At 62.8% G+C, this 15230-nt stretch carries 13 protein-coding genes; 4 read left to right on the top strand and 9 right to left on the bottom strand.

Going from position 1 to position 15230, the window contains the following annotated elements:
* Together D1604_RS09655 and D1604_RS09650 are read right to left on the bottom strand one after the other, a co-directional pair.
* A partial coding sequence (locus D1604_RS09655; protein ID WP_119413113.1) for a M28 family metallopeptidase occupies positions 1 to 1374 on the bottom strand: 1374 nt, incomplete at its 3' end.
* A gap of 72 nt (positions 1375 to 1446) precedes the next feature.
* On the bottom strand, positions 1447 to 2661 hold the full coding sequence (locus D1604_RS09650) for a TIGR03862 family flavoprotein (protein WP_119413112.1): 1215 nt from the start codon (positions 2659 to 2661) through the stop codon (positions 1447 to 1449).
* Between the two features lie 47 nt (positions 2662 to 2708).
* Between D1604_RS09650 and greA the strand changes: the two genes are divergently transcribed.
* A complete protein-coding gene (greA, locus tag D1604_RS09645) occupies positions 2709 to 3191 on the top strand; it encodes a transcription elongation factor GreA (protein ID WP_199683747.1) in 483 nt (160 codons plus the stop codon).
* 14 nt (positions 3192 to 3205) lie between these two features.
* On the opposite strand, the gene D1604_RS09640 is transcribed toward greA, so the two are convergent.
* Positions 3206 to 4846, bottom strand: a complete 1641-nt coding sequence (locus tag D1604_RS09640) for a leucyl aminopeptidase family protein (protein ID WP_119413110.1) — start codon at positions 4844 to 4846, stop codon at positions 3206 to 3208.
* 400 nt (positions 4847 to 5246) lie between these two features.
* Between D1604_RS09640 and D1604_RS09635 the strand changes: the two genes are divergently transcribed.
* A complete protein-coding gene (locus tag D1604_RS09635) occupies positions 5247 to 6191 on the top strand; it encodes a LysR substrate-binding domain-containing protein (protein ID WP_119413109.1) in 945 nt (314 codons plus the stop codon).
* Between the two features lie 395 nt (positions 6192 to 6586).
* On the opposite strand, the gene D1604_RS09630 is transcribed toward D1604_RS09635, so the two are convergent.
* The gene (locus D1604_RS09630; protein ID WP_119413108.1) at positions 6587 to 7591 is read right to left on the bottom strand and encodes an HNH endonuclease; all 1005 of its coding nucleotides are present in this window, start codon (positions 7589 to 7591) and stop codon (positions 6587 to 6589) included.
* A gap of 113 nt (positions 7592 to 7704) precedes the next feature.
* Between D1604_RS09630 and D1604_RS09625 the strand changes: the two genes are divergently transcribed.
* Positions 7705 to 8817 (top strand): hypothetical protein, encoded by a 1113-nt coding sequence (locus tag D1604_RS09625; protein WP_147399907.1) that lies wholly within the window; start codon positions 7705 to 7707, stop codon positions 8815 to 8817.
* 99 nt (positions 8818 to 8916) lie between these two features.
* On the opposite strand, the gene D1604_RS09620 is transcribed toward D1604_RS09625, so the two are convergent.
* The 4 genes from D1604_RS09620 to D1604_RS15635 all read right to left on the bottom strand — a co-directional run bounded on the left by D1604_RS09620 (position 8917) and on the right by D1604_RS15635 (position 13691).
* Positions 8917 to 12015 carry a hypothetical protein gene (locus D1604_RS09620; protein WP_147399906.1) on the bottom strand — a complete coding sequence of 1033 codons (3099 nt, stop codon included), beginning with the start codon at positions 12013 to 12015 and terminating at the stop codon, positions 8917 to 8919.
* On the bottom strand, positions 12012 to 12377 hold the full coding sequence (locus D1604_RS15645) for an HNH endonuclease signature motif containing protein (RefSeq protein WP_147399905.1): 366 nt from the start codon (positions 12375 to 12377) through the stop codon (positions 12012 to 12014). The genes D1604_RS09620 and D1604_RS15645 overlap by 4 nt, the downstream gene beginning before the upstream one ends.
* A 7-nt stretch (positions 12378 to 12384) precedes the next feature.
* Positions 12385 to 12912: a hypothetical protein gene (locus D1604_RS15640; RefSeq protein ID WP_147399904.1), complete on the bottom strand. Its 528-nt coding sequence runs from the start codon at positions 12910 to 12912 to the stop codon at positions 12385 to 12387.
* Positions 12913 to 13037: 125 nt separating this feature from the next.
* Positions 13038 to 13691 (bottom strand): hypothetical protein, encoded by a 654-nt coding sequence (locus D1604_RS15635; RefSeq protein WP_147399903.1) that lies wholly within the window; start codon positions 13689 to 13691, stop codon positions 13038 to 13040.
* 173 nt (positions 13692 to 13864) lie between these two features.
* On the opposite strand from D1604_RS15635, the gene cas1 reads away from it, so the two are divergent.
* A complete protein-coding gene (gene cas1, locus D1604_RS09610) occupies positions 13865 to 14929 on the top strand; it encodes a CRISPR-associated endonuclease Cas1 (protein WP_119413104.1) in 1065 nt (354 codons plus the stop codon).
* Here cas1 and D1604_RS09605 read toward each other — a convergent pair.
* The gene (locus tag D1604_RS09605) at positions 14926 to 15162 is read right to left on the bottom strand and encodes a helix-turn-helix domain-containing protein (RefSeq protein ID WP_119413103.1); all 237 of its coding nucleotides are present in this window, start codon (positions 15160 to 15162) and stop codon (positions 14926 to 14928) included. The two genes, cas1 and D1604_RS09605, sit on opposite strands and share 4 nt — an antisense overlap.
* Positions 15163 to 15230: the final 68 nt, after the last annotated feature.

Below are 15230 nucleotides of genomic sequence, written 5' to 3'. Positions count from 1 at the left end.
GCGGTAGAAGGCGCCCGCGTGCGGCGCCGGGTCGGGGATCAGGCGGCGTCCCTCGCGCGCGGCCAGAACCGCCAGCCGGTCGTCCAGATCATTCTTGCCCGCGCCGATGACGACGATGTTCGGGTCGATCTCGGTGCCCGGCAGCAGGCTGTCCATGTTGATGTTGGCCACCGTCGTCTCCAGCGGCCAGACGGGATTGGCGGCATAGTATTCGGCGCCCAGCAGACCGGTCTCTTCCGCCGCCCAGCTGATGAAGACGGTCGAGCGTTCGGGGCGCGGCCCCTCGGCGAACAGGCGGGCGATTTCCATGACGCCCGCGACGCCGGTCGCATTGTCGACGGCGCCGTTATAGATGTCGTCGCCGTTCTTGGGCGTGGCGCGGCCATAGGCGTCCCAGTGGGCGCCGAACATGACCGTCTCGTCCGGGTATTTCGTGCCGGGCAGGCGGCCGATGACGTTGCGTGTCTCGACCCGGTCGGCCTTCTGGCCGAAATCGATGGACATGGTCACGCCGTCCAGCGCCACGGGCTGGAAGCCGGGCGTGCGCGCCTGATCCTTCAGGGCGGCGAAGTCCAGCCCGGCGTCCCGGAACAGCTGTTCAGCGATCGCGCCCTGAATCCAGCCCTGCGCCGCCACACGCTCCTTGTCCGGGTCGGCGCGGACGATATCGAACTTGGGCGCGGTCGAGGAATTCTCCAGCGTCGACCACGGATAGCCCGCGCCCGGCGTGTCGTGGATGACCAGAACGCCCGCCGCCCCATGCTCGGCGGCGACCTGGAACTTATAGGTCCAGCGGCCATAGAAGGTCATGGCCTGACCGTCGAACCTGCCGTTGACCGGATGGCCTTCGGGCGCGCCGAAATCGGGGTCGTTGACCAGCACCAGCATGATCTTGCCGGTCAGATCGACGCCCTTGTAGTCGTCCCAGCCGCGTTCGGGCGCGTCCACGCCATAGCCGACGAAGACCAGAGGCGCATCGGTCAGGTTGATGCGCTCCACCGGCCGGTCGGACGAGACGATGACGTCCTTGGCCCGTTGCAGTTCGGTTGTGCGGCCCCTGGCCGAGACGCTGATGGCGGCAGGGCCGTCCTGACTGGTGCGGCTGACCTGGGCGACCTGCACCCACGAGCCGTTCGGGCCGCCGGGTTCGAGACCGAGCGCCTGAAACTGCTGCGACAGCCAGGCGATGGTGCGGTCCTCGCCGGGCGTGACCGGGGCGCGGCCTTCGAACTCATCGGAGGCCAGAACGCGGGTCGCCTCGTTCAGCCGGGCCGGGTCGATGCGGCCGGTCTGGGCCCCGGTTTGGGCGAGCGCGGAGGTCGAACACATCAAGGCGGCGATCAGGCCGACGGCGGCGGAACGGGCGAAGGTCATGGGCAGGCTCGGCTCTTGAACGGTTTGCGCCACGCTGCCCTCTGAGGCCGCCGCTGTCGACCCCGAAAGGCTTCAGCGCCCGTCCAGCCAGACGCGCACGCCCTCCGCCGCAACAACGCCCGAGGCGAAGGAGGCCTGCAGCAGATAGCCGCCGGTCGGCGCCTCCCAATCCAGCATCTCGCCGGCGACAAAGACTCCAGGCCGCGCCTTCAGCATCAGCCGTTCGTCCACGGCGTCCAGCGCGACTCCCCCGGCCGAGGAGATGGCGCGGGCCAGGCCCTGCACCCCGGTCAGGGTCAGGGCGACGCCCTTGATCCGGGCGGCCAGTTCGGCCGGGTCGGCGGGCAAGGAGCCGCCTTCGCGCAACAGGGCGACGGCCGTGGCGTCCAGCCGGGCGGCCTTGCGCAGCCAGTTCGACAGGCTGTCCTTGCCGCGAGGTTTCGACAGGCGTTGCGTCAGCGCCTCGACGCTCAGATCGGGCCGCAGGTCGAGCGTCAGCGTGGTCGATCCGTCGCGCTCCACCGCTTCGCGCAATGCAGCCGACAAGGCGTAGATCCCGCCGCCCTCGATCCCATAGGCGGCGATCATGGCCTCGCCGCGCATGGTGCGGCCGCCGTGCGTCAGGGCGACGCCTTTCAGCGGCGTTCCGGCGAAGCGCTCGCGGAACAGCGGCGACCAACTGACATCAAAGCCGACATTGGCGGGCCGGAAATCTGCCACCTCGGCGCCCGCACCCTCCAGCGCCGGAACCCAGGCGGCGTCCGACCCCAGCTTGGCCCAGCTGGCGCCGCCGAGCGCGAGGATCACGGCGTCCGGCCGCTCGATGCGTTCGCCCTCGGGCGTGTCGAAGGTCAGGGCTTCGCCCTGCCAGCCGGTCCAGCGCGAGCGGGTGCGGACCTCGACGCCCAGTTCCTCCAGCCGAGCCAGCCACGCGCGCAGCAGCGGCGAGCCCTTCATCGCCTTCGGGAACACCCGGCCGGACGAACCGACGAAGGTCGGCTGGCCCAGCCCCTCGACCCATTCGATCAGATCGGCGGGAGAAAAGGCGTCCAGCCAGCCCTTGATGCGCGCCTGAGAGGCGGCGTCATAGCGGTTCAGGAACGGCGCCGGCGGCTCCGAATGCGTCAGGTTCAGCCCGCCGCGTCCAGCCATCAGGAACTTGCGCGCGACCGAGGGCATCCGCTCGTGCACCATGACGCGCAGGCCCGCCTGCGCCAGACGTTCGGCGGCCATCAGTCCGGCGGGACCGGCGCCGATCACGGCGACTGTGGAAGGGGAGGGCGTCATCACCGCCTTCCTAGCGGGAATGGGCGCCGGGGCCTATGTTGATGGTCATGAGCGTCGCCTTTACCCGAGAAGAAGATCTGGAAGCCACGGCGGCGGACCTGCCGGACCGGCCGATCTCGCCCCATCCGAACCTCGTCACGCCGCAGGGGTTGGCCCAGATCGAGGCCGAACTGGCGGCCGCACGGGCGGCCTATACGGCGGCTCAGGCGGCGGGGTCCATCGAGGCCGACCGTACCGCCATGGCGCGGGCGACGCGCGACCTGCGTTACTGGTCGGCGCGGCGTAGCACGGCCCAGATGGTCGAGGCGCCGCCGGACGGCAAGGTGCGCTTCGGCGACACGGTGACGATTGAGCGCGAGGACGGCCGCACCCAGACCTGGCGCATCGTCGGCGAGGACGAGGCCGATCCGACTAAAGGCAGCGTCAGCCACGTCTCGCCCCTGGCCCGCGCCCTGCTGGGCAGGCGCGAGGGGGATGAGGCGACGGTCGCGGGCCAGTCGGTCGAGATCGTCGCCATCAAGGAAGGCTGAGGCTGAAGGCGGCTTCAGTAGCCGCCCGTGCCCTTCTCCTTGGCCACAGGCTGGAAGTCGCGCACGAACCGCTCCAGCAGGCGCACGCTGTAGCCCGCCGACCCCGCCGGTTTCACGTCATTGGCGCCGCCGAAGGCCATGTTGGCGATGTCCAGATGCGCCCAGGGCGTCTCGGGCCGGGCGAAATAGCCGATGAAGTGGGCGCCGGTGCCCGCCCCCGCCCCGCCGTCGCCCGAGTTCTTGATGTCGGCGATGGTCGAGGAGGTGGCCCGCACATAGGAGGGGTGCAGCGGTAGCTGCCACAGGGTCTCGCCGGTGGCGTCGCCCGCCGTCTTCAGCTGAGCGGCCAGGGCGTCGTGACGGCTGAACAGGCCCGCATAGTCGCCGCCCAAGGCGCCGCCGACCGAGCCGGTCAGGGTGGCCACATCGACGATGGCGGCCGGGTTCATCGTCGTGTCAGCCCAGACCACGGCGTCGGCCAGAACCAGACGACCTTCGGCGTCGGTCGAGATGATCTCGATGGTCTTGCCGTTCATGGCGGTCAGGACATCGGCGGGACGGATGGCGTTGCCGCCCGGCATGTTTTCCGACAGGGCGGCGACGGCGACCACATCCACCGGCGCCCCGCCCTTGGCCAGGGCCAGGACGGCGCCGACGACGCTGGCGGCGCCGGACATGTCCATCTTCATATTGCCCATGTTCGAGCCGGGCTTCAGCGAAATGCCGCCGGAATCAAAGGTGATGCCCTTGCCCAGCAGGGCCACCGGCCCGGCCGACGGCGCGCCCTGACCGCGATAGTGCACGGCCAGCATGCGCGGCGGACGGGCCGATCCCTGACCCGAGCCGAGGATGGCGCCCATGCCCAGCCGCTCCATCGCCGGCACGTCCAGCACGGTGATCTCGACCCCCGGCACGCCGGCGAAGGCGGCGCGGGCGCGCTCGACGAAGGTCTCCGGATAGATGACGTTGGCCGGTTCATTGGACACGTCGCGGGTCCAGGCCATCGCCTCGACCAGGGCCGCGCCGCGACGATAGTGCGCCTGAGCGCTCGCGGCGTCGTCGGCCACGACGGTCAGGGCGCCCGGCGCCGGACGGTCGCGGCCGGTGGTGACATAGAGGTCCGAGCGGTAGTGGCCGATGCCCAGCCCCGTCGCCAGTTCCGAGGCCATGTCGGCGGACAGGCCGGACATCAGGGCCGTCAGGGCGCCCGGCTGGCTGTTCAAGGCGCGGCCGGCGACGATGCCGGCGGTCTGGATGTCGGCGGCCTTGGGCGCTTCGCCCAGACCCACGATCAGGATGCGGTCCCAGCCGCCGACGCCGTGCAGGTTCAGGGTCTGGCGCGGCTTATAGTCGAAACGGGCGGCGGTGACGGCCGAGGCGATCGCCTGACGCGTGGCGGCGTCCAGCGAGGCGCCGCGCGTGTCGAGCTCAGCCTCCGACCCCAGCGGCAGGACCAGAGAGCCGGACGGCGCAGCAGCGGCGGCGAAGGTCACGGCGCGGGCCTGGGCCGGGGCGGCGCGGGCGGGCCAATCCGAACGCTCGGCCGCGGGCGCGGCGCGGCGCGATTGCGCCTCGGCCGGAACGGCGACGGTCAGACCGGCGGCGGCGATCAACGCGGCTGCGGCGAAGGACGGAATACGGGTGGTGCGGCGCATCGATCAGGGCCCCCTCTGCGACGATGAAGGCGCCTTTATGGGCGGGGGGCCTGCGCAGGGGCAACTGCTCCGCTGACGGAAGCCCGCCCGGCGCGACGCCTTGTCGCGCCCGGCGAGCGTTTAGGGTCGCGCCCGGCGCAGCAATGACCGTCAGCAGGCCGCCCGGCGCGGGGGCGTCGGGCAGGGTCGGGCCCTGATGCGGGCATCGCCTGACTTGGTGGTCGCCGGGGGAGGCGAAAGGGGGCGTGCGCTGAACAGGGCGCCGACCCATCCCCACGCGGGTTCCTTATGAGTGCGGTGAATGTCTTCCATGTCCATCCTCCTTTCTGAGAGCCTGAAGATGGGCCATGTTGGTCGCCGTCACAAACGAGATGACGACGCTTCGGTATAAGGTTGGCTTATGGTTGATCTTCTTGCGCGGATCCCGGTGGACGCCCTGCGGGTGTTTGAAGCCGCGGCGCGCCTGCTCAGCTTCACCCGCGCCGCCGAAGCTCTGGGCATGACGCAGGCGGCGGTCAGCTGGCGTATCCGCGACCTGGAGGAAAAGCTTGAGCGTCCTCTTTTCACACGTGGAGCGCGGCAGGTGAGTCTTACCCCCGAGGGGGAGCGTCTGGCGACAGCGGCGACCGAGGCCATGACCCTGCTGCGACGAGCCGTGGCCGAGGTGGTCGAGGCGGATCAGGGCGTCTTGGCCGTCACTACGCTGCAGACGCTGGCGACCCAATGGCTGGCGACGCGGCTTGGGGCGTTTCAATTGGCTAACCCCGATCTGGCGGTGCGCGTGGACACCAGTTCGGTCCTGTCCAGCCTGGGGGCGGATGGGCTGGATGTCGCCCTGCGCTTCGGTTCAGGCGACTGGCCTGGACTGGAGAGCCGGTTCCTGATGCCCGCCGTCTTCACCCCCCTTTGCACCCCGGCGATGCGCGACCGTCTGGATCTGAAGACGCCCGCCGACCTGAAGCGGGCGCATCTGATCGGCGAGCCGGGCGAGTGGCGGGCCTGGTTCGCCGCCGCCGGCGTGGCGCCCGTCGACGCCGCCCCGCCGCCGCGTCTGACGGCCGATAATCAGGCGATGGAGGTGGCGGCGGCCCTGGGCGATCAGGGCGTGGCCCTGGGCTCGCCCATTCTCTACGGCCGAGAGATCGAGCGGGGCCTGCTGGTTCGGCCGTTCGAGGCGACGGTCGCCCTGGCCGAGGGCTATTGGCTCTGCTACCCGCCCGGCCGCCGTCTGACCTCCAAGATCGCCCGCTTTAGGGACTGGGTGCTGGACACGGCGCGGACCGACCCGGCGGTGGTCGAGGGCGCGCGGCTGGCGGGGCGTGAGGTGGGGGAGGCGGGCAACTAGCGCGCGGGTTCTCCCTCCCCTTCATGGGGAGGGTGGTCGACGCGAAGCGGAGACCGGGTGGGGAGGGCCGGGTGATCCTGGCCTCGGCGCCTGCATCGCCTTGCCGCCCCCACCCGGTTTCGGCCTGTCGGCCTCAGCCACCCTCCCCATGAAGGGGAGGGGGTATAGTGATATCCACTGGGTTGTGTATCTGTGACTACAGCCCGCACAGTTGCGACAGGATTTGAACGACAACCATTCAAGCTCAAAGCGGGCTAGCCCAGGGTTCACTAAGGAAGAAGACCACCCTTTTTCTGCCATTCTTAAAGGCGGCCATTACGAGCGTTTTTTTCACTAAGGATGTCGGCTCGGCATCCGTCTGATCTGGCGCACGTCTTTTTCGCCTTTCTACAGGTTCACCCCTCCAAGTCCGCAGCGAAGTCAGCTACCGATTTCTCCATCAGGCGCTCGGCCTCATCACCCCATCCGTCTGGCAGGCTTAGAGTGAGACTGAGGGTGTGAGTTCCTGTAAGCCCTTCCTGAGATAGCGTGTCCGAAAGGAACTCTGGAACTTTCAACGCCTCCTCTAGCAGCACACCAGCAACGCCCGTGAAATGGTCTTGAAGGTTACGAAATATATGGTGAACTGAGGTGAATCTGATATCTTCTTCCCACGAAATGATACTCTGGCAAACCCCTGCGTATAGACGGCAAGAATCCACTATATCCCGGTCGCTTCCGGGAACGCCAGACGCACCCCATGCGCGGGCGAACTCGTCATTCATCAAGCCATTACAGGCGTTCACGATAGCTCGAACTTCGTGCAACCTCGCTTGTATCCAAGGATAGAAGTCTTCCTTTCCTATCCGCTGCGAGGGCTTAACGTAGAGACCTCGTTTCAATGCCCCCCATCGTCGCGCAATCGGAGCCATTTCAAACCGAAGCACCTCCGAAGTGAGCCGGTATTCCCAAAGCGACCCCTTCTCTAGGATTATGCGTTCAGCAAGGTAGCTCAGCTTGCCGAACTCTTCGAGGTGGCGGTCTTCGTATCGTCGACGAAGTTCCGCACCGGCTTTACCGACGTGTTCAGCGATAACCCGTTCATGTTCGCGCTGCCACTCGAACAGAAGTCCCGCCGGAAACCGCTGTTCGTCGTCATCAACGAGCTTATGGCAGTTGCCGCATAGCCAAATCGCATTCGTAATGGCGCTTCGATTAGCCGAAGTCATGTCGGGCGCGTAGCGAGCGGAGCCGAGGTTTGCACCGTAGATGTGAGCGGCTTCGCCGACATTCACCGTGGCCATAGGCGCAACGCCTGGACCGCTCGTAATCGCTCGACAGTCAGGATTCGAGCAGCGGTTGGCCGCTCGCTTCGCGATCGTCGTAACCACGATCTGTTTGAAACGATCTTCGTTCGCCATATGCTCCCGACCTCGCTTAACTTAACAACTTTAGACTACTCCTAGCCGGGATCACCGGCGCAGGTCTTAACTAGCAACGATAAAATCTTATCAACAAATATTGTCGCGCATAAATGAACCCGAACAACGCGGTCGTTTTTCTTGAGATGTTTTTTAAGGAGCACAAGCTCGCTGTCGGCTCTGGCGTTCTATATCGCCGCGCGCAGCGCACCTACCTAGTCACAGCCTGGCATAACCTCACCGGCAGACATTCTGAGACGTTGAAGGCGCTATCAAAGAGCGGGGTTTCCCCAGATCGGGTTAGAGCACATGTAACTTGCAGTTTTGTCGATGGGGCTGGTGGCGTGCGCGGCAATACAAGTTTGCCATTCGAACTACCGCTAGAAAACGACGAAGAAACTTTCTACCTCATCCACCCGCAAGGGTTTCCTCGCGTAGATGTTGTCGCGATCCCAATCGACCTTTCTCATCCATATCCCACGCGAATGATGCTCTCGAGTGGTGGTGATGTGGTCAAATCACTCGCGATGGAATCCCCGGCCACCGAGAACGGATTGGGGTCTCACGTTTCTTGTATTCAAGATTTTGCGGGTGCCAGCGCGCAGTTCAACGTCGATTTCGCGCGCTATCTCTCAGTGAGCGACGATCTCTTCATCCTTGGCTACCCGAAGGGGATCATCGACGAAACGCTCCAACCGCTGTGGAAACGCGCAACCGTGGCGACCGCGCCGCACCTCGGATGGGAACGCCAGAAAAAGTTCCTCGTCGATTGCGCCTCCCGTGATGGAATGTCCGGGGCTCCGGTCATCACCTACAGCAAGAGTGGAAAATTGCAGGTCGGCGGCACCACCTATGTCGGACATGGTCCGGCCACCCTGCTGCATGGAATTTACGTCAATCGGATTGGCGGCGAGGCCGCATTCGAGGCCCAGATTGGTACGGTCTGGAAGAGCGAAGTGATCGACGAGATAATAGACGCGGCGGTTCAGGCACCGCACTCAAGCGCAGTTGAAGCAAGCAATGTCGAGATTCGGGATTTGATCCGTATGGAATGGCCGTGCGATGGCGAGCACGATTTTGCTGATGCTGTGGTCAACAAGGGGCAGCCAAGCGGGTATTTCAGCTTCGAGCTATCCAAGACGCTAAATGGTCGAGCCGCCTTCGAGCACGTGGATGCTTTAGTGATGGAGGAAGCGGTCGCGCGGTCAACCGCTTCGAGCAAATAGAGGGCCTCAAAATATTTACTTCGGCAGAAAGGTGGCGAATAGGGCTTTGAACCCTCGGTAGGCTTTTATCTACGCACACTTCCAAGTGAGCGTGATGGACTACTCTGGCAACTTTCTTCGCAGGTTCGACGGATCGACGCCAAGCTTCCGCGCCGTTTCCCGCAATCCTTCCCGCCCGACTATTTCGCGGAATACCTGCCGTTCCGCGTCCCGGTCGCGGCAGGCCGACGCGTGGGTTTCTAAGGCGGCGGGCAGACGCGTCGCGATAGATCGCACCACCCTTTCGGCGTTTCGACCGCCCGCTAGCGTCATGATGGATTTCAAGCGAGCGGGATTTGTTCGCAACGCCGTGGCGGCCTTGGCTAATCCAACATCGGCGACGAATGCCGCCAGTGCTTCGGCAAGCCGCGACCGGTCGTCATTGCCGATGCCGTAATCCGGCTGCGCCTCCGCATCCCAGCCGAGAATGGCCTGCCGTTCCCAATCGTTCGATTCCTTGCCGATATGGCGCGTCGCAATCATGCGAACGTGTCGGCGGGTCGTCACGCCACGGTCGAGATAGTCGGCGTTGAGAAACTTGGACTCTGGCTGAATGTGATATTGCGCCAGCGTCTCGCCATAGGATTTTAGCGCCGTGGCGGGAACGGGTTCACCGCTTTGCCGGTCGAACGCGGATGCTACGGCCTTTGCATGGTCCTGATCATAAGAGGAAATCGGCCTGGGGCGTTTCGCTGATCGACGGCGTTCTGTGCTGTTAGTTTCAACGATCCGCTCGTCTTCAAGCTTGAGATGGCCGGACATGGCCAGCAGGAAGCCGAACGGTTTGACCTGATCGCGATAGGGCCGACCACGATTCCACACGGTGAACCAGCGCAATAGGTCCGGCGAACTCGCGCCGTATCGACTGACCGCCGGCGCATCCAAAGTCGGATGATAATCGAGGACAACCTGATCGGGATGCCCGGCAAGGGCTGCGCTGACGATCTGAAACCACAGATCGCTGTGCCAAAGCGCGATGCCGTCTTTGAGCACGGTGTCGTCGGGCGACGGAATCCTAACCGCCGGATTGTCGGCATTGTAAGGCGGGCGCAGATGCCCAAGGCCGTGCGCCGACACCTTGCGCATGATCGGAGCGCCATCTTCGCCGACATTGAACAGCGCATATCGCTTGGCGGACACGGCCCAGCAAAACAGGGGTTCGGATCGCTTGCTGTCGTCCAGGGCGAAGTTGACCTTCTCGACGTTCAGGATCGATCCGCCGAACGCATAGGGGTTGAGAGCGCTAAACCAATCGACAATGGCGGCGACCCTGGCCGCGAATTCGTTGGCGTCCATATCGGCTGGCCGAGCGATGGCCATGCTGTCGGTATCGCAGAACGCCCATTGCAGACCGTGGTCCGAAACCAGCCGTTCGGTGATGGCCAGCATCAACCGCGCCGCGCCAGTAATCAGCGTCGCCAATAGCGGATGAAAATATGGCCCCGGCTCTTCAGCCTTGTCGCTAGCGAAGTCGAACGGATCGCACGTCGAACTGTGAATCGTTGTGGCGTGGCGTTTGGTTAGCGTCGCCACATTCACCTCGACATACATTCCGTAACTGGTCGAGTTGGCCGCGATTTTCAGGGCGTTCTGTTCGATCTCCAGTTCGTCCCGTTCCCCGCCGGACGCTGCATCGCGCCTGACCTTGATCGACTGGCGCAGTTCGATCATCCGTTTGAAAAAGTCGGTCGTGGCCGGATCGACGCGGTATTCGGGATTGCCCGCAATGTTGACGGGACAAAGCCCGGCTTGCATGGGCCCCGGCGAATAAGCGACCGCCTCAATAACCTTCGGCGCTTTGCCCGTCGCCAGCTTTGAGGCGATGCAATCGGTCAGGGTGAACCACAACGCCGTGTCGCCGGTAAGATGGTTCGCGCCGATAGTAGATTGGGGTTCGTCGGAATAGCCCGCGCGAACCGGAAACACGTCGCCGTCTGGCAAAACCCGAACCAGCGTCGCCAACTCGCGCCAGATCGCTTGGGATTGCAGCGTCTCGATATCGATGGTTTCAAGAAGGGCGGCGGCTTCCGCCGTTGCGTCCCTCCAGGTCATCCCATCAGCCGTGATGAACCTCCAAAGGCCCATCAAGGTGCAGACGGTCGGATACATAGACAGGAAGTCACAGAGGATGACCTGATGAACGTCGCGACGGATTCTGACTTCGGAGCGACCGCCGAAATAGCTACCCATGATGTTGGCTAGAAGCGGGCGCGGGAAATCAGGCTGCGATTTGCGCCATGCTTCGATGCCCATAGCCGCGATATAGGCTTTGCCGATGCTCGCCTCGCTGTAGATTTTTTCCGGCGCAGCGTTTGGCAGCCCGAGTCGATCAAGACGGGCGGTAAGGGCAGCGTAGCATTCCCAAGTCGCTTGAACGTCGCGGATGGCGTAGCTGATCATCGCGTCCGTGACCGGACCGTCGAAATCGTCAAAATCCAGCTTGAGATTATCGACCTTCAAGAAAGCCGACAGACTGACCAGCGAGAACGACCGGGCGAACAGAGCGCCCGCTAATGTCTTCACATCAACAAAATGGCCAGCCCGATGCGGAGCCTTTCGACCTTGCTTACGGGCGCTGCGCGCGTCTGGCTGGCGCATGGTCGCGGCGAAGCGGATGAACGCCATTCTCTGCGACAGATGTTTGATCTGAACACGCGGGTAGATTTTGTGCTCGGATAGCTTGAAGCTGAACCCGCCTCGCATTGCGGTTCGCGCTGATGAGTGTGCGAGGGCAATCCGTGAAATATCGAACGGCAAATTGAAGCCAATGATTGTGGCGCGAAGCTGCCAGCCGATTGCGAAAATAATTTCGTCTGCAAACTGATCGCGAGTCAGCAAACGCAGACCGTTGACCTCGGCATGGCGGTGAAGGGCGTTGAGTTCAGCAGGCGTCACGCCATCGGCCGCATAGAAAATTCCGGCCTCTTTCAATTCGCCGGATTTGCGAACCTGATAGCTTCCAAAGCGGAGCGCCTGTCCGGCGTTCGTGGTGGTTTCAGTATCGAATATGACCTGCCAATCCGACGCACGCGCGCGGGAAGGGCGACGTTGGCCTTTCGGCTTTTGTAGGCTCGTTCCCGCTACGGCGTGAGGTTCGGCATAGGCGCGGATGGCGAGCGGAAGGTGATCCGTGATCGGTGGAATGGCGAACACGCTCATGACTCGCCGCCAACTGCATTCGAAGCAGCCCGGTTGATCAGTTCATGGCCGAACACGATCAGGCGTTCGACGATCAGGCGCAGAAGATCGGCCAGCCCCAACATGAACCGTCCAACGGCGTCGAGAAAAGCGTCCGCGTCAGGATTGAGGGCTGGATAATCTCGCTGGTCGTCGCTCACCTTACGGTGGCAGTTCCGGCAAACCAAAACTGTCGCGTCGTCATGTTTCCGACCTGCGACATGATGCGCTTCCAGGCACCGATCATCGGCCTCTCCGCATACGCCGCAACGCGGCGTGTTCGTGCCAAACCGTTCCAGCCGGTTTTGCTTTCGGGTTTCTTTGGCCAGTTCAATGGCGTTCATGTCGATCTCACTGAATAAGCCGGTAGACATCATGGAACACCTCGCTCCCGGCGGCGGCGAGGCGGTGAAGAACGTTGGGATCGGTTTCGAGGGGGTGGCTTTGGCCGCGAGCGTCGATGACCGACTGGCCGATAAACGGCGTCAGAAACTCGATCTTATTGGAGCCAAGGAACTGACCGACTGCAGCCAGATGCCTGCCGTTCAATGACGCTTGGTCGAACCCTCGAAGCGTTAGGGTTTTTGCATCGCCGTCTGAAATGACCTGCATACGGCGCAGTCGTTCATCGGTGAAATGCCACGAACTTCCGCGTCGTTCGGCCAGCGAATTCTCGCGCAGAAAACGCCGAAAGCGTTCCGGCGATATCCTGGCGGATTTGGCGGCGTCTGACTGATTGCCGAATTGGCGAAAAGCCTTAAGCGCGGCTTCAAGGTTGTCGCGGTCTCGTTCCAGGCGGGGGCGAATAGACGCTTCGCCCGACCGCGCATGGCCCCGTCCCTGTGACCGGGTTAGGCCACGGGCGGCTGCTTTCGCCATGCGGCGTTTATATTCTGCGCTGTAGTCGCGAGGCCGCGCCATCGAAACCAATCCATCGGCGGGATTGCCGTCTGGCGGATTGGAGCGCGAGTGTGAGCGCTAAGCGACTGAATCAATTGGCAAGATCACTTCAGGCCAGTTTCTGCCAATTCCTGCCGATACCGTTTTAAATAATTACGTAAACTGCGCTCGCTGACGGGTGGTAGCTTCCCGTCTGGCGGACAAAATTTATCGAGATATGCGCGATTAAATGGCTCTAGCAGGCGGGCAGCGGACAGGGACGCATACGACGGCACAGCGAGAAGAGCTTCGAGAACTTCTCGAGCTTGCGGATACTGGCTTATGCGTCCTCCACCTCGTTTGTTCCGAGGCGTATTCTCGGAGACGGGATCGGTAAAAGCCGCCGCCTCCAATCTCAGCATTTCGAGGCCGCATACGCGAATTTCGGCGAACGTTCTGCCTAGGCTTGTGATTATTCCTTGGTCCCAATCAATGCTGGCGCTCTGCGCCTGGAATAATGTCGTCGGAATTCTGCGCGCTGTATCCTCCAGCTTGGGGGCGGTCAGAATCCCGTATGCCGCAAGTTCCCCATCTCCGATTTTCCCGCGCACCTCGGCTTCCATCATCTGCCGCAGTGCAGCGGTTCTGCCTGGGTTATCGCCAGAGTCCCGATACTGCGTTTTCAGGTCGCTTGGCGCGAAACCGAACCAAGCGAAATCAAGCGGGTCCGCCAACTGCCACGTATCGGCAGCAAGTGTTTCAGGGTCAATATCGGCCATCTTTTTAAGCGCGGCAGCCCTCTATTCTCTGCGAATTAGAGCCTAACAATGATAGGTTAGAGCATTGAAAAATAGCGTGTCTGGAATCTTCTGTGTCCTGTCTCGACACCAAGCCGTATCTAACCGATTCAGTCCAGCTTAGCGACGAATGGGCCGCGCGTTCAGCATATTGGATGACTGAAACTGAGAAGCCCCAAAAACCGCGCAGGCGGCGAGAGCGTAATACAAAACCACTGGTCCTTTGCGGGCATGGCGTTTCGCTTCGCATTCAGAACGGTTCGCTCGTCATCCGGGACGGCTTTACACACTACCCGCAAGAGCAGGCTTCGCATCGGTTCTTTCGCGGCGACCTGTCATTACCGCCGCGCATTGTTCTGATCGACGGCAGTGGGACATTGTCTTTCGAAGTGCTGACATGGCTTTCGGAACAAGGCGTGTCGCTGGTCCGCATCGATTGGTCCGGCAATGTTGCGTCTGTTTTGTCGGAGCAAGGCTATGGCGCAGATCGTGCCAAGGTCGAATGGCAGATCGAAACTCGCGCCGACAATCGGCGACGGTTGGCGTTGTCGGTCCATCTGATCCGCCAAAAGATCGCCAATTCAATCGACACTCTTCAAACTGTTTTTCCAAGCTCGGCGGTGCGGGATCGATCATGCGCGGGGCTGCGAAATGAACTCGACCTTCTGACGCAGAATCCACCGGCGGACATTCAACTTCTTCGCGGTATCGAGGGTCGTGCGAGCGCCACTTACTTTTCAGCGTGGCAAGGGGTTCCGCTGCAATGGCGCGCAACGGTCCGTCATCCGGTTCCTGATGCATGGGCGGCCATAGGCCCCCGATCAGCGATCCGCCCTGGTAAAAGCAAGAACGGGAGAGCGTCGCATCCCGTCAACGCCATGCTCAACTACGCTTATGCGGTCCTGCAATCGCATTTGCAGATTGAGCTTTTGGGCGAAGGCTATGACCCGGCTATCGGGATTATGCACCACGCCTCGAAAGGGGCGCCAGCTTTCGTCTTTGATCTGATGGAGACGTCGCGCCCGGTTGTTGATGCGGCCATCTTACGGTTTGTTTTGTCCACGCCGCTATCAGGGGCAGATTTCACACTCCGCAGCGATGGCGTCTGTCGTGTTGGAGCGCAGCTGGCTCGCCGGATATCTACCATGAGCGCTGACATTGTCGCAGAACGAGAACCCATCACTACGCAACTACAGAGCGTAGCTAACTCCGGCCTCTAGTTTGATGCCCGGCGTAGCCGCACCCCTTCACCCTTTTCTGCGGCGGCAATGAATTCAACGCCGCCTTTCATCAAGGCGGTTTCAACAGCGGTTAAGGTGCTCAAGCGTGAATCAACTTGCCCGCGTTCCAATCGGGTCAGGGCGTTCAGCGAAACAATGGCGCGGTCCGCCAGCTCCTGCTGGGACCAACCCAATAAGGCTCGCGCCGCCTTGATCTGTCGTGGCGTGATCATGTCGCCACGATCACTAGTCGCGGGATCGTCGCCACTATCAGGTGATTTTATCACCTCTTTAGGTGTTT

Origin of the sequence: Brevundimonas sp. LPMIX5 (assembly GCF_003576505.1) — a bacterium.
GTDB lineage: Bacteria > Pseudomonadota > Alphaproteobacteria > Caulobacterales > Caulobacteraceae > Brevundimonas > Brevundimonas naejangsanensis.
Note: the sequence above shows the minus strand (reverse complement) of the source record. Positions and strands in the feature narration are given on the sequence as shown.